Raw genomic sequence first — 17276 nt, forward strand, 5'->3', positions numbered from 1 at the left:
TCCGGAGGGGCTGCTGCGCGGGAGTTTCTCGCTGGACGTGTGCGTCTGCGCGAGGTGTGAAGGCTGGCGCCGGATGCTGGCGTACCTGGCAGCACCCGACAGGGGCGCGCCATTCTGGAGCCCTGGCCCCTGAGTCACACCTCGGTTGATTGAGTCGGGCCCACTCTGGCGCGGCGCCGTTCAGTTCGCCGGCGCGTTGGCATACCAGCGCACGTAGTCCACCTCGAGCACCTGCGGGAACACGGTGCTCGACGGGTCTCCGCCCAGGTCTCCCAGCGCGAGGTTGAGCAGCAGGTAGTTGGGCCGGTCGAAGACCCACGTCCCCATGCTGCCTCGCGTGAAGGTGAAGCGCTTGATGCGGTCCGCGTACCACTCCACGCGGTTGGCATCCCAATACATGCCGAAGGTGTGCCACGCATCGCCCACGCGCGCCGGGGCGTAGTCCACCTGGCCGGGCGGGTCCCAGCCATAGGCGATGCCGGGCGCGTGGATGGTGCCGTGCGCCAGCGTGGGCAGTGTCCCCTCGCCCTCGAAGAGGTCGAGCTCGCCATTGGCGGGCCACTCACCCGTGGAGCCCATCATCCACGCAGCAGGCCAGGTGCCCGCCCCCACCGGCGCCTTGAGCCGCACCTCGACGTAGCCGTATTGGCGCTCCATGCGGCCCTGCGTGTGGATTCTCGCGGACGTGTAGTCGCGCGGCACGCCGTCCTCCCCCGTGTAGCGCTCGCGCAGGGCGATGATTTTCAGATGGCCGCTGCCGTCGAGCTGCACGTTCCGCGGGCGCGCCGTGTATTGCTGGAGCGTCCGCCCGTTGTCCCACATGCCGCCCGTTTCGGGCTCCCACACCTGCGGATTCGGCAGGCTTCCCGCAGGGCCGTCGAACTCGTCGCTCCACAGCAGGTTGCTCGGCTCGCCCGGCGTCGTCGGCGGAACCACCTCCAGCGTCAGCGCGTCCGCGAGGAAGACGTTGCCCGACGTCGCGCTGGACTGAAGGACATACACGTCCAGCGTGTTGCCCGACTGCTGCACGGTGGCGTCGACCGTCAGGCGCTGGAAGGCCGTGGTCAACGACACCTGGGCCTCCGCGTAGCCCACCGTGGTACCCGAGGCATTGCGCTCGCGGACCACCAGCACCGCGGGCTTGCCCACCGTGCCGGTGTTTCCAGCCGCGACCCAGGCCGACGCCCGGTAGACGGTGCCCACCGCCGTGGACGCCACCGCGTCCGGTGAATCATCCAGCGAGTACATGTCTCCCGCCGTCCTCGCGACGCGGGCGACATAGGCGCCATCCGGCGCCGACGCGGGGGCCACTCGGCTCAGCGAGCCCTGCCAGCTCGACCAGCCGGTGAGGCCGGACTCGAAGGAGGGATTGGGCAGGAAGTTGCCCGGCGGCAGAGAGAGCCGCGCCTCGGACGAGGAGGGCTCCTCCTCGCGCCCCACGTCGTCCGCGCAGCCTGGCCCTGTCCCCGTGACGAGGGTGGCCGTGCAGAACAAGCTCACCCAGCTTCGACGCCGTGTCGTGATGTGATGACTCATGAGTTCCTCGAGCAAGAAGGGGAGGCCCGCATGGATTCACGCTCATGCGAGAGGCGTCATCACATACACATGAGATGCAAACATTGCTCATCTTCCTATGTCATTGCGGTTTTTCAGTCGCAGGTCGGAATCAATGAGCCAATTAAATCCGGTCCGTGTCTGGACTGAAATGCGCGAGGCCTGGAGCGCGTCTAACCCGCCAACGGTGAGGCCTTCATCGTGTCCACCATGTGGCGGATGAAGGCACGCACGCGGTGCGGGACCTGCCCGCCTCCGACATGGACGGCGTGGATCAGCTCCAGGTCGCCCGGATTGTATTTCTCCAGCAGGGGGACGAGGCGGCCAGCCTTGAGCTCCGCGGCCACGTGCCACAGGCCCAAGCGTCCGATGCCCACCCCGTTCAGGAGCATCTGCTTCAGGGTCTCTCCATTGTTCACCTGCACGCTTCCCGCGACGACCTGTTGGGTGATGCCGCCCGCCTCCCGGAAGGGCCAGCCTCTGCGGGCGCGCCGGAAGTTGAAGGTCAGGCAGTCGTGGTGTCGAAGCTCGGCTGGCGTCTTCGGCGTGCCCTTGCGCTGGAGATAGGAGGGTGAGGCGCAGACGACGCGGCGGCTCTGCCCGAGCTTGTGCGCGAGCAGCGCGCTGTCGGGCAGGTCGCCCGTGCGAATGGCGACATCGGTCTTCTGGGCGAGCAGGTCGACCACGTCATCGGTCAAGCTGAGGTCGACGATGACGTCGGGGTGGCGCGTGAGGAAGGCGGGGATGGCGGGGACGACGAACTGGGTGCCAAAAGGAATCGACGCGTTGACGCGCAGGCGGCCCCTCACCGCGCCCGCGGCGGCGGCCTGCTCGGCGTCGTTCAACTCCTGCAGAATGCGCTGTCCCGTCCGGTAGTAGGCCTCGCCTTCTTCAGTGAGGCTCAGCGCGCGGGTCGTCCGCATGAAGAGGCGGGCGCCAAGCCGGGTCTCCAGCCGGGTGATGAGCTTGCTGACCGCCGAGGGCGTGAGGCCCACGCTCCTGGCGGCCGCGGAGAATCCTCCCTCCTGCACCACCCGCAGGAAGACCTCCAATTCGCCGGAGCGCTCCATGAGGATGCGCGTCATTCGTGAATCCCATTCACAAGTATTGAGACCATCCTGTGAATGTTCATCCTGGCACGCAAGGGTTATTCCGTCTGCATCGCGGCATGGCTCACGCAGCCCCTTCCTCAACGCCGCCTGGGAGCTCTCATGGACCTGCAATTGAACAAGAAGACCGCGCTGGTGACTGGCGCCACGGCCGGCATCGGCCTCGAGATTGCTCGGACGCTGGCGGTCGAGGGCGCCGAGGTCCTCATCACCGGTCGCACGCGGGCCAAGCTCGACCAGGCGGTGGAAGACATCCGCTCGTCTGGTGGCAAGCACATCCGCGGCGTGCTGGCGGATGCGGCGACCGCCGAGGGCGCGGCCTTGATTCAGAAGGACGCGAGCGACGTCGACATTCTCGTCAACAACCTGGGCATCTACGAAAGCAGGCCCTTCGCGGAGATCTCCGATGCCGACTGGCTTTCCTATATCGACATCAATGTGATGAGCGGCGTGCGGCTATCGCGGGCCTACTTCCCGGGCATGCTGAAGCGCAACTGGGGACGCATCATCTTCATCTCCAGCGAGTCCGCGCTCACCATTCCTCCGGACATGATCCACTACGCGACGACCAAGACGGCGCAGCTCTCCATCTCGCGGGGACTCGCCAACCTGACGAAGGGCACGAAGGTGACGGTCAATTCGGTGCTGCCGGGGCCCACGCACTCGGAGGGCATCGTCGACTTCCTGCGCAGCGTCTCCAGTGAGCCCGAGGCCCCGGCCGACAAAATCGTCGCCGAGTTCTTCGCGAAGCACCGGTCGGCCTCACTTCTGCAGCGGATGATCGATCCGGGGGAGATCGCCAGCCTGGTCGCCTATCTGGCCAGCCCCCTGTCCGCCGCGACGAACGGCGCGGTGCTCCGTGCCGAGGGAGGCCTCGTCACCACCATCAGCTGAAGAGGGTATGGCGCAGCCCGGCCAGGGGCTTGCCGGGCTGCCGCTTCGCGCCTTCTCGCTCAGCACACCGCTGGTGGCGGCGAGCAAGGTGGAGAGCGGCCTGCCTCGAGTGGACTCGACCTGTCTCCACCGAAGCGGGTATCGCTCAGCCGGCGCCCCGAGCCCTCTCACGGGCTGGACGGTCTGTCCGCCCCGTGGACGGGGTGGGGTGCAAAGCCACGCGCAAGGGCTTGGAATCCTTCAACTCCCCTCGCGTCCTGGCTGGTGTCGCGCGTGCAGGACGTGGCTTCGCGCCGCGGCGTCGCGCCTTCCCTGCACCCACGCCGCTGGAGAAGCGAACATGCTCGACAAACTCCTCGGAGGCCTGACGGCATCCTTCACGAGCGGGAATCCGCTCGACAGTATCGGTACCGGAAGCGTGGGCCACGCCCTGGGGCTGGACCCGGCGGGAAGCCTCCTCAAGGGAGGGCTCGGCGGCGGTGGAAACGCGGTGGAGGCCGCGCCGTCCCGCGCTCTGTCGCACCGCGAGGCGGCGCATACCGAGCTGCTGGACGGGCCGTACGGCGCTGAAGGGTATGCGGACGTGAAGACTCAGCAGGCCGCCGCGAGCGCCCCGGCGCAGGGCGGTGGAGGGCTGTCCGGCCTGCTGGCGAAGCTGGGGGACCCGCTCGGCCTGTTCCCCGGCATCAACCTGGGGGATCCGCTGGGCCTGCTGGGGGGCGGTGGCGGGGGGCTCCTGGGAGGGCTCCTGGGCGGAGGTGGCGGCGGGCTGTCGGGGTTGCTCGGCGGCGAGGACGGGAAGAAGGCGGAGGGCCTGCTGGGAGATCAGTCGAAGATGGGCGGGCTGCTCTCGATGCTGGGCTCCGGCTCGGGTTCGCTCACCTCGCTGCTGGGGGTCCTGAAGTGAGCGCGGCGGACGTGAACGTGGAAGCGGTCCGCTCCCGGCTCGCGGCTGTCGTGCGGGGCGAGGTGACGCTGGCGCAGCTCCAGGGCATCACCTCCGAGGATGCGCGAGCCATCGCCCAGGTCGGCTGCGAGCTGTCCGCGGCGGGGCGGCTGGAGGAGGCCCGCCTCCTCTTCAAGGGACTGGTGGCCACCAACCCGAAGGACGCCGGGGCCCATGCGGCGCTGGGGACGGTATACCAGCGACTGGGGCGCGGCGAAGACGCTCGGGCTTCCTATGACGCGGCGCTGGCGCTGAGCCCCCGCCACCCCGTGGCACTGTCGAACCGTGGCGAGCTGCGCCTGCGCGCCGGTGACCTGGGTGGGCGGGAGGACCTCGCCCGCGCGGCGGAAGCGGACCCTGAGGGCCGGACGCGCGCCGGGCGCCGGGCGCGGGAGCTGCTGGAGGCGATGTCGCTCGCGCGTGAGGCGGTGGCTCGCTGACCCGACTCCAGGCCCCCGGGCGCGTATGTGCCCGGGGCCGGCCTGGCATGCCTAGCCGCCGGTCCAGGGCCCGAGGGTGATGGTGACGATTGAGGTGCCGGCGGGAGTGGGGTCGAACTTGGAGGGCACGGTGGGCTGATTCTGGAGGTTCGACGGGGCGTGGACCGGGCTCTCGTCGAAGGCGAAGCCGTAGGCCTGGCTCATCACGAGGCCCTGCGGCGTGGCGACGGGCTCCGGAGGCTGCGTGAAGATGGGGACGTCGTTCTTCTGCGCGTTCGTCACCTGCGCGGTGTGCATGAACAGTGAGAACTGGTTCTGCACCTGGCTCGTACCGGTGTCGCTGAGCTCGAGCGGATACCAGTTGCTCTCTGTGCCCCAGTAGTAGGAGGTGTCGCCCGCGGTGCGGTTGGCGGAGCCGGTCGGCGCCTTCAGCGCGATGCCGCGGTTCAAGGCGCTCACGATGTCTCGCTGCAGGCCCAGCGCGACCTGCACTGGTGTGGGGCTCGTCGAGCTGTTCTGCGCGACGAGGACGTTGCCCGATGCATCGTTGAACACGCCGTCGTTGGCGAAGACCTGATACCCGGCGCCCAGCTGGATGTTCGGGGCTGCTGAATCGGGCGTGAGCGGGCTGTAGATATGAAACGTGTTCCCGTTCGGCTGCGTCATCGCCGCGTCCGTGTAGCCGATGAACTCCAGGACATTGCTCCCGTTCACCGTCGTCGGCGTGCCCCGGTAATACGCCTGGTCGTCGCCAATCATGTTCAGCGATGTGATGCCGGTGAACAGTGTCTGGAGCGTCGTGTCCCAGATGGAGTTGAGCGGGCTCTGGGAGTTCTCGCTGTTGGCGAGATAGGCCCCCGGGTTCAGGATTCCCGGATATTGGCCATTGATGTCGTCGGAATTCCCATACAGCAATACCGAGTACGAGTTGCCCGCGGGGAACGTGTTCTGGAACGCGGTGATGATGGCGGCCCGGTCAACGCCGTTGCTCGGCACGGGCTGGCCGACCTGTCCCAGCGGGTTCTTGTTGGCGTCCTGCAGCGTGAGCGAGAGGGGGAACGTGAAGCCATCGACGGTCTGCACGTCGATGTGCAGGTTGCCGCCGCTGGAGGCGGGGTCAATCGTCGGTTCGGAGATGGCGAACGGCGGGTAGCTGCTCGTGAGCGACGGTGAATTGGGCGGGTTGTTGGGCTGCATGACGCCGAAGCCCGTCGCCGACCACGCATAGGGAAACCCGGGCGGGTTGGTGGGAAAGCCAACCAGGCCGGGTTGCGTGGCCGCGGCCGGCCAGCTGCTCGGGACGACGAAGAAGTAGATGCGCGCGCCGTTGAGCCCCGCTGCCTGGGTGGAGGGGTCGAAGCCGAACGACGTGTACTGATGGATGTCGAAGCTCGGGATGATACCTGACGGCGGGGGCAGGGTCAGCGACTGCGAGCCCGATTGAGTGACCGGGTTCGAGAGCGTGATCTCCGACGCCGAGTTGATCTGCGTGATGGTGGTGCCGCCGGGAATGCCGGGACCGGTGATGGGATAGCCGACCCCCAGGTTGTTGGTGGATGTCAGGCCTGTAATTGAAGGGCTGCCGGAGCTGAGCGTGCCTGACTGCCCCTGGGTGAATGTCAGGTTATTGGTGCCGCTCGCAGTGGCCGCGTTCGAGAGCGTGAGGACGACGCTGTCGATACTCGAGATGAGAGTCCCGGAGGGAAGCTGGGTCGCGCCGGTGACAGCGGCGCCAATGGCGAGCTGGCTGGTCGAGGTCAGGCCCGAGAAGGTGGCCGAGGTGCTGCCGCTTGTGAGCGCGCCCGGGAGCTGCACCGAGAACGTCAGCGGGCTGGTGCCGGAGTACGAGGCGCTCGCCGACGCGGCCAGCGAGAGCGTAATCTGGCTCGCCGAGTTGATCGCCGACAGCGTGGTGCCGGCGGGAATCCCGCTTCCAGTGACGAGCTGGCCGACGCGGAGGTTGCTGGTCGATGGCGGCGGCGCCAGGCCGGTGATGGTGGCTGAGCCGGCGGTGGCCGTACCGCCCACCATGACCTGCGCGCCGATGGTCAATGGCGTCGAGACGGTGCCGGTGGCCGGGTTGGAGAGCGTGACTGTCACGCTGATGCCTGTGACCGTCGTCCCGGTTGGTATCCCCGTGCCGCTGACCTGGGCGCCGAGGGAGACGGCGGTGAATGGCGGCAGGCCGCCGGCCCACGTCACGGTATTCCCACCGCTGGTGAGCGCCGCCTGCATCGTCAGCGCCGTGGGGAAGGGGCCCCACTTCAGCGTCGTCGCGGTGTCGGGCTGCAGGAACAGCTGCGAGGCCACGCTGAAGCCCAGCACGCGGAGCGAATTCTGTGTGAGGTCCAGACCCGAGTCATCGACCAGTGGAAATGTGAAGGGACCCGCGATTGACATGCTTTCGAGCATATCCCGCAGGACGTTCGGTAGGACGCATTGTGAAAACATCCCTCGTGTGTGGGCGGCTGGGGCCAGCAAGGCCGTGCGCCGCGCCGGTGTCGTGGGCCGTGCCCGCCCTTTGGGCTGCGCTCCTGCCTCATGGCTCGCTGAGAGCGCAGCTCCCTTCACGTACGCCCGGAATGCACGTCCAACCCTGAGCGCCCGCCCCCGGGGCCCGGGTCACTGCTGCTCGGAGAAGGTGAGCTCGAGCCGCACCGGGTTGTGGTCGCTCAGGGAGGTCCCTCCATCGGCCGGCACCGCAAGCCCGGTGACGACGGCCGGCGTCGAGGTGCCGAGCTCCTCCTTCAGGCCCGGCGTCGACACCATGTGGTCGAGCACGAGCTTCGCGGGAATGAACGTCACCTGACCCGACTGCTGCAGCGCACGGGAGAGGACGGTGGTCCCGGCGTCGCCCTCGAAGGTTCCCGACGGCGAGCACCCGTTGTAGGGCGCCACACCGTGCGCGTGATTGAAGCGGAGCACGGTTCAGAACCGCCGCTCCATCTCGATGTCCGCCCTGGCGTAGCCCGCCTCGCGTGACACCGCTTCGCCCTCGCGCACGGTGACGAAGCCGTGCTTGCGGTACAGCCCGAGCGCGGGCCCGAGCTTCGTGTTCGACACGAGGTACACCCGGCGCGCGCTCCGCTCCCGGGCGAAGCGGAGCACGGCCTCCATCAACACATCCCCGAGCCCCAGGCCACGAGCCTCGGGGTCCACCGCCATCTTGCACAGCTCGTAGGTGTCACCGTCCTCCGGCTCCCGCCGCAGCGCGCACGTGCCCAGCACCCTGCCGTCCACGAGGGCGAAGAACACCTCGCCTCCGCTGGCGACAAAGGTCCCGTGAGGGTCCGCGAAGCTCTCCAGGTCCGCGGGCTCGAGCTTGAAGTGGTGCTCGATCCACGCGCGGTTGAGCCTCGCGAAGTCCTCGCGGTAGCGCGCGTCCCAGGTGACGACCTCGGGCCGCATGCCGGACTCAGGCCTTCTTCGCCGTGGGCTTGTTGATGTTGGCGAAGAAGTCGTTGCCCTTGTCGTCCACGACGATGAAGGCGGGGAAGTCGACCACGTCGATCTTCCACACGGCCTCCATTCCCAGCTCCTTGTACTCGAGGACCTCCACCTTCTTGATGCAGTCCTGCGCCAGCCGGGCCGCCGGGCCGCCAATGGAGCCGAGGTAGAAGCCGCCGTGCTTCTTGCACGCCTCGGTGACGGCGGGCGAGCGGTTGCCCTTGGCCAGCATCACGAAGCTGCCGCCCTCGGCCTGGAACTGGTCCACGTAGGCGTCCATGCGGCCCGCCGTCGTCGGGCCGAATGAGCCGGACGCCATGCCCTCGGGCGTCTTCGCCGGGCCGGCGTAGTAGACCATGTAGTCCTTCATGTACTGCGGCATGCCCTGGCCCGCGTCGAGGCGCTCCTTGAGCTTCGCGTGGGCGATGTCGCGCGCCACCACCATGGGCCCGGAGAGGGACAGGCGCGTCTTGATGGGGTAGCGGGACAGCTCGGCGCGAATCTCGCTCATGGGGCGGTTGAGGTCGATCTTCACCACCTCGCCCTCGAGGTCCGCCGCCGTCGTCTCCGGCAGGTACTTCGCCGGGTCCGCCTCCAACTGCTCCAGGTAGATGCCGTCGCGCGTAATCTTCCCCAGCACCTGCCGGTCCGCCGAGCACGACACGGCGATGGCCACCGGGCACGAGGCGCCGTGGCGGGGCAGGCGGATGACGCGCACGTCATGGCAGAAGTACTTGCCGCCGAACTGCGCGCCGATACCGGTGCGCTGCGTGAGCTTGAGCACCTCCTGCTCCAGCTCCACGTCGCGGAAGCCGCGGCCCTGGTTGTTGCCCTCGCGGGGCAGCGTGTCCAGGTAGCGCGCGGAGGCGTACTTGGCGACCTTCAGCGCGTACTCGGCGGAGGTGCCACCCACGACGATGGCCAGGTGGTACGGCGGACACGCGGCGGTGCCCAGCGAGCGAATCTTCGCGTCGAGGAAGGACAGCAGGCTCTGCGGGTTGAGCAGCGCCTTGGTCTCCTGGAACAGGTAGCTCTTGTTCGCCGAGCCACCGCCCTTGGCCATGAAGAGGAATTTGTAGGCGTCGCCCTCGGTGGCGTAGAGCTCGATCTGCGCGGGGAGGTTGTTGTTGGTGTTGACCTCCTTGTACATGTCGAGCGGCGCCATCTGCGAGTAGCGCAGGTTCGACGTGCGGTACGTGTCGAACACGCCGCGCGAAATCGCCTCCTCGTCGTTGCCGCGGGTGAGGACGTACTGGCCCTTCTTGCCCATGACGATGGCGGTGCCCGTGTCCTGGCACGAGGGCAGCACGCCGCCGGCGGCGATGTTGGCGTTCTTCAGGAGCTCCAGCGCCACGAAGCGGTCATTGGCGGAGGCCTCGGGGTCCTTGAGGATGTTCGCGAGCTGGCCGAGGTGGCCGGGGCGCAACAGGTGCGCGATGTCGCGCATGGCCTGGCGGGTGAGGAGCGTGAGGCCCTCGGGCTCCACCTGGATGAAGGTGCGGCCGGCGGCCTCGAACGTGGAGACGTGGTCCTTCGTGAGGAGCTTGTAGGGCGTCTCGTCCTTGCCCAGCGGGAGCATTTCCTGGAACTGGAAGTCGTTCATATGCGTAGGCGTAGCGCCGTTGGCGCGTCGGTGGGTAGCGGAAGGCGCCTGCTCGGGGAGGGCCGGCGGGTGGAGCCGAAAACCTCTCCCGATGGGAGCCAAAAGCGGGGGTGGGGGACGCGTCAGTCCTCGAAGGCCGTCCCCGGCGCGATTCCCGAGGTGGGGTCCCCCTCCGCGGGGTCGTAGATGTGGTTACACGCCAGGCAGCGGTAGCGCTTGGACATGTCCGGAGGATAACGCCGGACGGGGGCGGGAAGGGGGGCGGAGGGTCGGCTGGCCGCCAGCCCGGGTGGCGGACAACTCGCGATGTGGCCCGGTTGTGAGATGCTGTAGCCCCCCGTGGCTTCCTCCTCCTTTCAGGCACTGCTTCTAGTCATCATGGGACTGCTCGCCGCCAACGCGCGCGCAGCCGAGCCTTCGTCCGTGGAGCAGCGGGCGCGCGAGGATTTGGACCGCCAGCTTCAGGCGCTGGTGAAGACGCCGCCGCCGGAAGTGGTCATCTCCTTCGAGGGCCTTCCCGGCGCCGGCACCTCGCGCGGCTACAAGCTGGTGGAGGCGGACTTCTCCCTGAACAACCAGCCGCTGGCCGTCCCCGGGCCCGAGGCACTCAACGGGCCGGGCCTGCACCGGCTGGCGGTGGTGAAGGTGGAGGAGGGCTCCTTCACGCTCGTGTCGCGCGTCACGTACGCCAGCGACGCGTGGAACCTCTTCAGCGAGGAGAGCGGCTTCCTCTGGAAGCTGACGGCGTCCGTCACGTTCCAGGTGCAGAAGGGGCTGCGGGTGAAGGTGAAGGTGATGCCCGGCATCAACCCCACCGCGCCGGACCCGCGGCTGAAGCTGAAGCTGTCGCATGACACCTCGGTAGAGATGACGGCGCCGCTCGCGGACGCGGACCTCCGGGAGGCGCCGGACGCGGGGACGCCCGCGAAGGTGGCGCAGACGCCGCCGGTGACGCCCGTGCAGCCCGCGTCGGGGACGGCGCCGGTGACTCCGCCGCCGGCGATTCCTCCCGCCGGCACGGTGGCCGTGCGCCCCGAGACGGCGCCCGCGAAGCTGTTCCTGAAGGTGCTTGCCGGGAAGAAGCCGGTGGCGGCCACGGTGTACGTGCGCGGTGCGAAGGGCGCGCCGCAGCAGGTGCTGGTGGACGCGAAGGCGAAGAAGCCCACGCAGGTGATGCTGCCGCCTGGGGACTACACGGTGGACGTGCTGTCGCGCGGGTACCTGGCGCAGACGCGCAAGGTGAAGCTGGTGCGTGACACGGAGCCCACGTTGGCGTTCACGCTGGCGAAGACTCCGGCGAAGAAGACGCAGCTTCCCAGCGTGAAGGGCGAGCGCGTGGAGTTGCCGGGCGAGCCGCGCTTCGCGGAGCGGCAGTCGGCGCCGAAGAAGGGCACCACCAACGCGCTGGCGCTGCTGGTGGACATGCTGGTGCGCGACGACTCGCTGCGCCTGCGCCTGGAGGGACACACGGACAACCAGGAGGGCCCGGGGCCGTCGCGGCAGGGGCTCTCCGAGTCCCGGGCGAAGGCGGTGGCGGAGCTGCTCGTGGCCGCGGGGGTGGATGCTTCGCGGATTGAAACGGCGGGCCTGGGGGACACGCGCCCCAAGGCGCCGAACCTGATTCCGCGCGGGCGGGAGCTGAACCGCCGCGTGGAGTTCGTGCTGCTGCGCGGGAAGTAGGCGGGCGCCTCAGTCCCGCTGCTCCAGCTTCGCCGTGAGGTGCTGCTTCACGGCAGGCCACTCGGCCGCGAGGATGGAGAAGACGACGGTGTCGCGCAGGCTGCCGTCCGAGTGACGCATGTGGCCGCGCAGGACGCCGTCCTGCTTCGCGCCGAGCCGGGCAATGGCGGTGCGTGAGGCGTGGTTGAACCAGCTCGTCTCGAAGAAGACGGAGATGCAGCCGAGCGTCTCGAAGGCGTAGGTGAGCAGCAGGCGCTTGGCCTCGGTGTTGAGGGCGGTGCGCTGCACGCGCTTCGCGTACCACGTGTAGCCGATGTGCACGCGCGGGACGCTGGAGTCGAGGAGGTAGAAGCGGGTGCTTCCGACGACCTGCCCGCCCGCGTCGCGCACGGCGAAGGGGAGCGCCTGGCCGCGCTCCTTCATCGCGAGCGCTGTCTCCACGTAGCCCGCCATTCCCTCGGGCCTGGGCACGCTGGTGTACCAGCAGTTCCACAGCTCGCCGTCCGTGACGGCGTGGCTCAGGGCCTCCACGTGGGAGGTGTGCAGGGGCTCCAGTCGGACGTGGCGGCCCTCGAGAGTGGGGATGTGCGACCAGTCGGCCATGGTGTCTCCGGAAGATGGGGCCCGGGTGGGCTCGGCGCGGGCGGGCATAGCACGTAGACTCGCGTCCCATTGAGCCCGGACGCCGTGCGCCGATGAGCGGCGCCGCTCACGAATGGGAGCGCCCGCCAGGCTTCAGGAAGCGATCATAGGTACGTAACAGGACATCGAGATGCGCGGAGTTGTCGAGGTCGAGCGACGCCAGTGTGCTTGACGAAGCACTCGCCGGTCGCGGTGCGTCGGGCTCGGGAGAGCAGCGTCGCATCGTTTGAAGGGACCAGGAACCTGCTGGACTGGTTGCTTGGTCGTGTGAAGGCTCGGACCCTATTGACCGTGTGACATCGTTTGGCCGACGCTTTCACTGCGCGGCTGGACGCTGCCGTACACCCTGGTAGGTTGTGGCCATGGTGCCCAACGTACTACTCCTGCGGTTTGCCTTACCTCTGGTCCTCGCGGCAGCCGTGGCCGGAGCGGAGGAACGGCAGTCGGTCGTCCGAGGGGTGTTCCTCCCGGGAGCGCCTGCGGACAAGCCCAACAACGTGTACGTGGCTGGCGGCGTGGCGACCGTGCTCCGCTTCGAGAAGCCCTGTGACTCCACTCGGACGAAACTCCTGGGCTGGGAAGGCCGCTTCGAGCCGCTGCTCGTGGGAGGAAAGAAAGTGGTCCTGGAGCCACTCCGGGACCTTTCGCCGGAAGACCGGTTTCTCCTCCTGGTGACGCTGGAGGACGGAACGGAGGTTCCCTTCACTGTGACGGCACGGGATGGGCGGGTGGACCATCAGGTGGACATGTACCCGGATCCAGAGTCCCCGAGTGCCCTGCGTGCGTCGCTGGCCAGTGCGCTCTCGCGCGAGCAGCGCTACCGGGAGGAAGTCGAGCGATATCGCGAGGAGGAGACGTCAGTCGACCATGCACTCGCGGCTCTCCTGGCCAAAGGCACTCTCAAGATGACGCCGTTCCGGCACCACCGAAGCTGGCGGTTCTCCGTCGATGGGGCCCAGATTGAGGTCAAGACGTACAACGGGCACCAGAAGGTTGGGGTCCGCTTCCGGGTGACGAATGAGGGGTCGGTCGAGCCATGGAAGCTTCGGGACGTTCGGCTGACGACCGCATCCTCCGCAGAGGTAAGGCCTTTCGCCTTGAGGATGGAACAGGAGGAGATTGCCCGTGGAGCAACCGGCAATTTCGCGGTGGTGCTGGACCACAGTGCCTTCGAATCCAAGTTGGCGAAGTCGGGTCTCGACAAGCTCCTTCTGGAGGTCTTCCGAGCCGACGGGATGCAGCAGGTCAGCGTCGTTCTGGAACTGGAAGAGCAAGGCGCACGCAAGTAGAGGTGCGTATCATGCGCCTTCCTCGTGTCATCGTCTTCACGTCGGTAGCTCTGCTGCTTGCGAGTTCCGGCTGCGCTTCGAGCGGAGCGGCTCTGCGTCCAGACGGTAGCCCGGGGCCAGAATCCTGCCCGGACGAAGCTCTGAATGCGATGCGCATCCTTGGCCTTCGAGTTGGCGATGGAGCGGGCGTGGAGCTCGACGTGAATCAGGCGGAAACGAGCCCCATCACACTGTACGAGGGCCCCATTGAGAGCGACCTGAACGACAGCCTGGGTCCCCTGGAGCCACCCACCCGACTGTACGGGAGGGTGTGGACTGGCGGCCCGCAGGTCGTCATCCGCTACTACGAGGCACATCCCCCGGACCGGGAGAAGTTTCCCATCTGCGCCGTGGCCCGTGTCGCGCGCGGGCAGTTCAAGAAACGCCCTGAGTCGAAGCCCGGAACGGCCATCATCGAGTACTCGACCGCGTCCGTCTTTATCGTCGACGCGTTCCGGTAGATGCCGCGCTCATTGTCGGGTGCGCTCATTCGTGCACATGAACTCATCCCGGAGAGTGGCGGACGCTCGTCTCCTGAGACCTGCATGGATGCACGCAACATCGAAGGGGCGAGCACCGAGGAGCTCGTCCACGAGTATGAGCAGGCAGCGGTTGCCTACGGACAGGCGCTGGCCGCTGCGAATCATCGTGCCGCCAATAAGGCCCATGACAGGATTGCAAGTGCCTATCGTGAGCTCCGAAGTCGCGCGGCTGCCGCTCAGCTCCTCCCGCTGTTGAAGAGCGAGGACGAGAACGTCCGTTCTGTTGCCGCGGCTCACGCGCTCGAGTTCGCACCAGAGCAGGGGGAACCTGTTCTGGTGGAGTTCGCTGCCCGCCCAGGGCGTATCCGGACCCGCGCGGAGTACGCGCTCAAGGCGTGGCGCGAGGGTACACTCAAGTTCCCTTGAGTCTCCATTCACCGGAGATGGGCGCCGCCAATCTCGAGTACCCGCCGCTCCGTCTTCATCGCCGCCGTATTCCGGTAGACTCCGCCCATTGAGCCCGGACGCCGTGCGCCGATAAGCGGCGCCGCTCCGGATGATGGGGGACAGGGCCATGTCGTCGCGAGAGCCAGTCAAGAACGAGTACCTGGACCAGGTACGCGAGCAGCAGCAGCGCATCGAGGTGGACCTGAAGGCGCGCAAGGGGATGGCCCCCGCGCCGATGCAGGCACAGAACGTCCTGCCCATGCGGCGCGCCGCGGCCGCCGCCGTGGCGGAGCGGACGGGCAACGCGGTGGACGTGCGCATCACCGGCTTCTGGCGGTGGAAGACCGTCATCGTCCCGCCCAATGCCTACGTCGTGCACACGCGCCGGGGCCACGCGCAGCCGCTGCACATCGGCCTGGGCGTGTCGTTCCGGTTCGACCCGGCGCTGGACTCGTTCATCGTCGCGCCCGGCGCGATGCAGACCATCCTCATCAGCGCGCACTGCATCTGCCGCGAGCTCCAGGGGCTGCTCGTCCAGGGCTACGTCCAGTGGATCATCGAGGACTTCGCCACCGCGTACCGGAAGCTGGACTTCACGGACGCGGAGGACCCGATGCGCGTCGTGAATGTCCAGCTCCGCGAGCAGGCGGAGGCGGCCATCAAGGACAAGGTCGCCACGATGAGCATCGACGCGGTGCTGTCCGACAAGCAGCCCATCATCGAGGAGCTGACGGCGCGTCTGCGGCACGTGGCCGAGGGCGGCGGCGGTGGCGACAAGGGCCTGGGGCTGCGCATCGTCACGGTGCAAATCAAGGAGGCTGTGGTCAGCTCCGGGCGCCTCTGGGAGAGCCTCCAGACGCCGTTCCGCTCCGAGCGTGAGCGCGTGGCCCGGCTCGCGGCGCTCGGGACGGAGGAGGCGCTGGCGCAGCGCGAGCTGGAGGTGGGCCAGAGCCGCGAGCGCATGCGCCTGGAGAGCGACGGCGAACTTGCCATGCTGCGCGCACGCAAGGGCGCGGAGGCGTATGACCGCGAGCAGGCCGAGCGCCTGCGCCGGCAGCAGCGCGAGGAAGAGGACGCGCGGCAGCTCGCGGTGGAGCGGCAGCAGTCCGCGCTCCAGACGGTGGAGCTGGAGAAGGCGCGGCTCGCGGTGGAGGCGGAGCTGACGCGGCAGAAGCAGGACGCGGAGGCCGCGAGGCACAAGCGCGACGCCCTGGCCGGTGCCGAGGTGTCAGACGTGCAGAGCGCGGCGGCCCACCGTCAAGCCCAGGCGGAGCTGGAGCTGCTGGAGACGCGGCAGCGCATCCTCAACGGACTCACCCCGGCCAACCTCCAGGCGCGGCTGGTGGAGCTGCTGCCCGACATCGCGGAGAAGCTGCCGAAGCCCCAGGAGCTGCGCTCGGTCTCCATCGCGGGGAGTGGCGGCGCGCACGACGGGCAGGGCGTGGCCACGCTGGTGGCGCAGATGATGGCCCTGGTCAACATCCTGAAGGCAGACACGGCTCCGCGCGCACCCGCGCAGGCCGTGGCGACGAGCACGGCTGGGGCCAAGCCCGAGTCTCGCTGAGCGAGGCCGTCAGGGCGTCATTCGCTGACGGACAGGAGCCAATCCCAGTCATACTTCTCCAGCATGGCTGGGTGCCGCGCGCGCAGCACGTGCAGCTCCGCGCGCCAGGCATCGGCTCCGCCTCGCACGGGCCAGGCGCGGGTGACGGTGCCCCGTTCGGGCCAGTCGAAGTTGCGCACCAGCATGCGATTGACGCGGTCGATGACCTGCGGCGTCGCTCCGGCTCGCAACTGAATCTCCGCGCCGAGCAGGGCTCCCTCCTCACGGACCCGGCTCGCAGGTTGTTGTTTCTCGATGTAGGACCACAGTCCGAGCAGTGGCGGCTCGAGCCCTTCGAGCAGCGCCGCATGGATGCGGTCATGCCCATCCAGCACGAACCACTTCGAGAGGATGTCCACATAGAGCAGCAGCGCGGGCGGCAGCATTCCTTCCCTTGCGTGCTTGCGCCAGCTCTTGATGCGGCCGTCCTCCGCGTCGGACGGTGCTCGCAAGGGGAGTACGACTCCTGGGTTGTGCTCTGGCGCGTGGTCCCACCATCGCTCCGACCAGACCTGCCGGAAGCGCTGCACGGCCTCCAGTGAGTGCGGTGGAGAGGGAAGCTGGCCGAATCCCCACTCCATCGAGCTGATGGCATGGCGTGAGGAACGGGCGGCTGGAATGGTACGCATGGGCCGCAGGCACCATCGGCCCGTGTAGAGCACCGGCTCAGGTGCCTCTACGAGCGCACGTCCCACCTTCCACGCCCACGCCTCCCACCACGGCGGAGTCCCAGGCTCGTGCGTCACCGAGCGCACCTCGGGCGCCGACAGCAGGGGCAGTACACCGTGAGCCAGGGGTGTCCCCCGGGCGAGGACACAGCGGTCCCAGTATGGGTCGATGCGGGCCCAGAGCAGCGGCTGGCCGCCGTGGACGAACCGCAGCCGGTAGCGCGGCGCGGCCTCCAGGTGCAGGGCCGGACGCTGCAACCAGCGCCCCTTCGCGGGGACCTCCAGCAACAGGCCCGGGCCTGCGACGGGCACGTACCAGTCCTCCGTGTCATCCGCCTTGAACGACACTCCCGGGGGCATGCGTCCTCCTCCCTGGGAGTCTGCCTCACTTCTCCACGGGGGTTCCAAGCTCATGCATCCCCAGGTGCGGACG

The 17276-nt window shown here is 68.2% G+C and carries 18 protein-coding genes; 8 read left to right on the plus strand and 10 right to left on the minus strand.

Features of this window, described 5'->3' with window-relative positions; all coding sequences use genetic code 11:
• Positions 1–180 precede the first annotated feature (180 nt).
• Positions 181–1536 (minus strand): family 16 glycosylhydrolase, encoded by a 1356-nt coding sequence (locus ACVTJA_RS21100; protein WP_465838663.1) that lies wholly within the window; start codon positions 1534–1536, stop codon positions 181–183.
• 191 nt (positions 1537–1727) lie between these two features.
• Positions 1728–2639: a LysR family transcriptional regulator gene (locus ACVTJA_RS21105; RefSeq protein WP_465838664.1), complete on the minus strand. Its 912-nt coding sequence runs from the start codon at positions 2637–2639 to the stop codon at positions 1728–1730.
• 126 nt (positions 2640–2765) lie between these two features.
• On the opposite strand from ACVTJA_RS21105, the gene ACVTJA_RS21110 reads away from it, so the two are divergent.
• The 3 genes from ACVTJA_RS21110 to ACVTJA_RS21120 all read left to right on the plus strand — a co-directional run bounded on the left by ACVTJA_RS21110 (position 2766) and on the right by ACVTJA_RS21120 (position 4943).
• On the plus strand, positions 2766–3557 hold the full coding sequence (locus ACVTJA_RS21110; RefSeq protein WP_465838666.1) for an SDR family NAD(P)-dependent oxidoreductase: 792 nt from the start codon (positions 2766–2768) through the stop codon (positions 3555–3557).
• A 340-nt stretch (positions 3558–3897) separates the two neighbouring features.
• Positions 3898–4464, plus strand: coding sequence for a hypothetical protein (locus tag ACVTJA_RS21115; protein WP_465838667.1), 567 nt, complete (start codon positions 3898–3900; stop codon positions 4462–4464).
• Positions 4465–4475: 11 nt separating this feature from the next.
• On the plus strand, positions 4476–4943 hold the full coding sequence (locus ACVTJA_RS21120; RefSeq protein ID WP_465838669.1) for a tetratricopeptide repeat protein: 468 nt from the start codon (positions 4476–4478) through the stop codon (positions 4941–4943).
• Between the two features lie 51 nt (positions 4944–4994).
• On the opposite strand, the gene ACVTJA_RS21125 is transcribed toward ACVTJA_RS21120, so the two are convergent.
• From ACVTJA_RS21125 to ACVTJA_RS21145, 5 genes are all read right to left on the minus strand, one after another.
• A complete protein-coding gene (locus ACVTJA_RS21125; RefSeq protein WP_465838671.1) occupies positions 4995–7268 on the minus strand; it encodes a hypothetical protein in 2274 nt (757 codons plus the stop codon).
• A gap of 297 nt (positions 7269–7565) precedes the next feature.
• Positions 7566–7868 (minus strand): hypothetical protein, encoded by a 303-nt coding sequence (locus tag ACVTJA_RS21130; RefSeq protein ID WP_465838673.1) that lies wholly within the window; start codon positions 7866–7868, stop codon positions 7566–7568.
• 3 nt (positions 7869–7871) lie between these two features.
• Complete coding sequence (locus ACVTJA_RS21135; protein ID WP_465838676.1) at positions 7872–8351, minus strand: GNAT family N-acetyltransferase; 480 nt, start codon at positions 8349–8351, stop codon at positions 7872–7874.
• A gap of 7 nt (positions 8352–8358) precedes the next feature.
• Entirely contained in the window at positions 8359–9993 is a 1635-nt protein-coding gene (locus tag ACVTJA_RS21140; RefSeq protein ID WP_465838678.1) for a fumarate hydratase, read from the minus strand.
• A gap of 122 nt (positions 9994–10115) precedes the next feature.
• Positions 10116–10217, minus strand: a complete 102-nt coding sequence (locus tag ACVTJA_RS21145) for a rubredoxin (protein WP_465838680.1) — start codon at positions 10215–10217, stop codon at positions 10116–10118.
• Between the two features lie 154 nt (positions 10218–10371).
• Between ACVTJA_RS21145 and ACVTJA_RS21150 the strand changes: the two genes are divergently transcribed.
• Positions 10372–11673 carry an OmpA family protein gene (locus tag ACVTJA_RS21150; protein WP_465838682.1) on the plus strand — a complete coding sequence of 434 codons (1302 nt, stop codon included), beginning with the start codon at positions 10372–10374 and terminating at the stop codon, positions 11671–11673.
• 9 nt (positions 11674–11682) lie between these two features.
• Here the strand turns inward: ACVTJA_RS21150 and ACVTJA_RS21155 are convergent, their stop codons facing one another.
• Positions 11683–12276 (minus strand): GNAT family N-acetyltransferase, encoded by a 594-nt coding sequence (locus tag ACVTJA_RS21155; RefSeq protein WP_465838683.1) that lies wholly within the window; start codon positions 12274–12276, stop codon positions 11683–11685.
• 106 nt (positions 12277–12382) lie between these two features.
• Entirely contained in the window at positions 12383–12538 is a 156-nt protein-coding gene (locus ACVTJA_RS21160) for a DUF5953 family protein (RefSeq protein WP_465838684.1), read from the minus strand.
• Between the two features lie 139 nt (positions 12539–12677).
• Between ACVTJA_RS21160 and ACVTJA_RS21165 the strand changes: the two genes are divergently transcribed.
• The 4 genes from ACVTJA_RS21165 (at position 12678) to ACVTJA_RS21180 (ending at position 16136) form a co-directional block, all read left to right on the plus strand.
• A complete protein-coding gene (locus ACVTJA_RS21165) occupies positions 12678–13604 on the plus strand; it encodes a DUF2381 family protein (protein ID WP_465838686.1) in 927 nt (308 codons plus the stop codon).
• 200 nt (positions 13605–13804) lie between these two features.
• The gene (locus ACVTJA_RS21170) at positions 13805–14104 is read left to right on the plus strand and encodes a hypothetical protein (RefSeq protein WP_465838687.1); all 300 of its coding nucleotides are present in this window, start codon (positions 13805–13807) and stop codon (positions 14102–14104) included.
• A gap of 84 nt (positions 14105–14188) precedes the next feature.
• Positions 14189–14551: a hypothetical protein gene (locus tag ACVTJA_RS21175; protein WP_465838688.1), complete on the plus strand. Its 363-nt coding sequence runs from the start codon at positions 14189–14191 to the stop codon at positions 14549–14551.
• A 148-nt stretch (positions 14552–14699) separates the two neighbouring features.
• A complete protein-coding gene (locus tag ACVTJA_RS21180) occupies positions 14700–16136 on the plus strand; it encodes an SPFH domain-containing protein (RefSeq protein ID WP_465838689.1) in 1437 nt (478 codons plus the stop codon).
• 17 nt (positions 16137–16153) lie between these two features.
• Here the strand turns inward: ACVTJA_RS21180 and ACVTJA_RS21185 are convergent, their stop codons facing one another.
• Positions 16154–17203 carry a hypothetical protein gene (locus ACVTJA_RS21185; protein WP_465838690.1) on the minus strand — a complete coding sequence of 350 codons (1050 nt, stop codon included), beginning with the start codon at positions 17201–17203 and terminating at the stop codon, positions 16154–16156.
• Between the last annotated feature and the right edge of the window lie 73 nt (positions 17204–17276).

The sequence above is a fragment of the Pyxidicoccus sp. M6 genome (assembly GCF_055568925.1).

What these genes read in the sequence shown, in the direction of transcription:
- ACVTJA_RS21145 (WP_465838680.1), bottom strand. Translation starts at nt 10,217, where the DNA reads ATGTCCAAGCGCTACCGCTGCCTGGCGTGTAACCACATCTACGACCCC.
- ACVTJA_RS21185 (WP_465838690.1), bottom strand. Translation starts at nt 17,203, where the DNA reads ATGCCCCCGGGAGTGTCGTTCAAGGCGGATGACACGGAGGACTGGTAC.
- ACVTJA_RS21115 (WP_465838667.1), top strand. Translation starts at nt 3,898, where the DNA reads ATGCTCGACAAACTCCTCGGAGGCCTGACGGCATCCTTCACGAGCGGG.
- ACVTJA_RS21135 (WP_465838676.1), bottom strand. Translation starts at nt 8,351, where the DNA reads ATGCGGCCCGAGGTCGTCACCTGGGACGCGCGCTACCGCGAGGACTTC.
- ACVTJA_RS21165 (WP_465838686.1), top strand. Translation starts at nt 12,678, where the DNA reads ATGGTGCCCAACGTACTACTCCTGCGGTTTGCCTTACCTCTGGTCCTC.
- ACVTJA_RS21155 (WP_465838683.1), bottom strand. Translation starts at nt 12,276, where the DNA reads ATGGCCGACTGGTCGCACATCCCCACTCTCGAGGGCCGCCACGTCCGA.
- ACVTJA_RS21110 (WP_465838666.1), top strand. Translation starts at nt 2,766, where the DNA reads ATGGACCTGCAATTGAACAAGAAGACCGCGCTGGTGACTGGCGCCACG.
- ACVTJA_RS21140 (WP_465838678.1), bottom strand. Translation starts at nt 9,993, where the DNA reads ATGAACGACTTCCAGTTCCAGGAAATGCTCCCGCTGGGCAAGGACGAG.
- ACVTJA_RS21100 (WP_465838663.1), bottom strand. Translation starts at nt 1,536, where the DNA reads ATGAGTCATCACATCACGACACGGCGTCGAAGCTGGGTGAGCTTGTTC.
- ACVTJA_RS21105 (WP_465838664.1), bottom strand. Translation starts at nt 2,639, where the DNA reads ATGACGCGCATCCTCATGGAGCGCTCCGGCGAATTGGAGGTCTTCCTG.
- ACVTJA_RS21175 (WP_465838688.1), top strand. Translation starts at nt 14,189, where the DNA reads ATGGATGCACGCAACATCGAAGGGGCGAGCACCGAGGAGCTCGTCCAC.
- ACVTJA_RS21160 (WP_465838684.1), bottom strand. Translation starts at nt 12,538, where the DNA reads ATGCGACGCTGCTCTCCCGAGCCCGACGCACCGCGACCGGCGAGTGCT.
- ACVTJA_RS21180 (WP_465838689.1), top strand. Translation starts at nt 14,700, where the DNA reads ATGTCGTCGCGAGAGCCAGTCAAGAACGAGTACCTGGACCAGGTACGC.
- ACVTJA_RS21150 (WP_465838682.1), top strand. Translation starts at nt 10,372, where the DNA reads ATGGGACTGCTCGCCGCCAACGCGCGCGCAGCCGAGCCTTCGTCCGTG.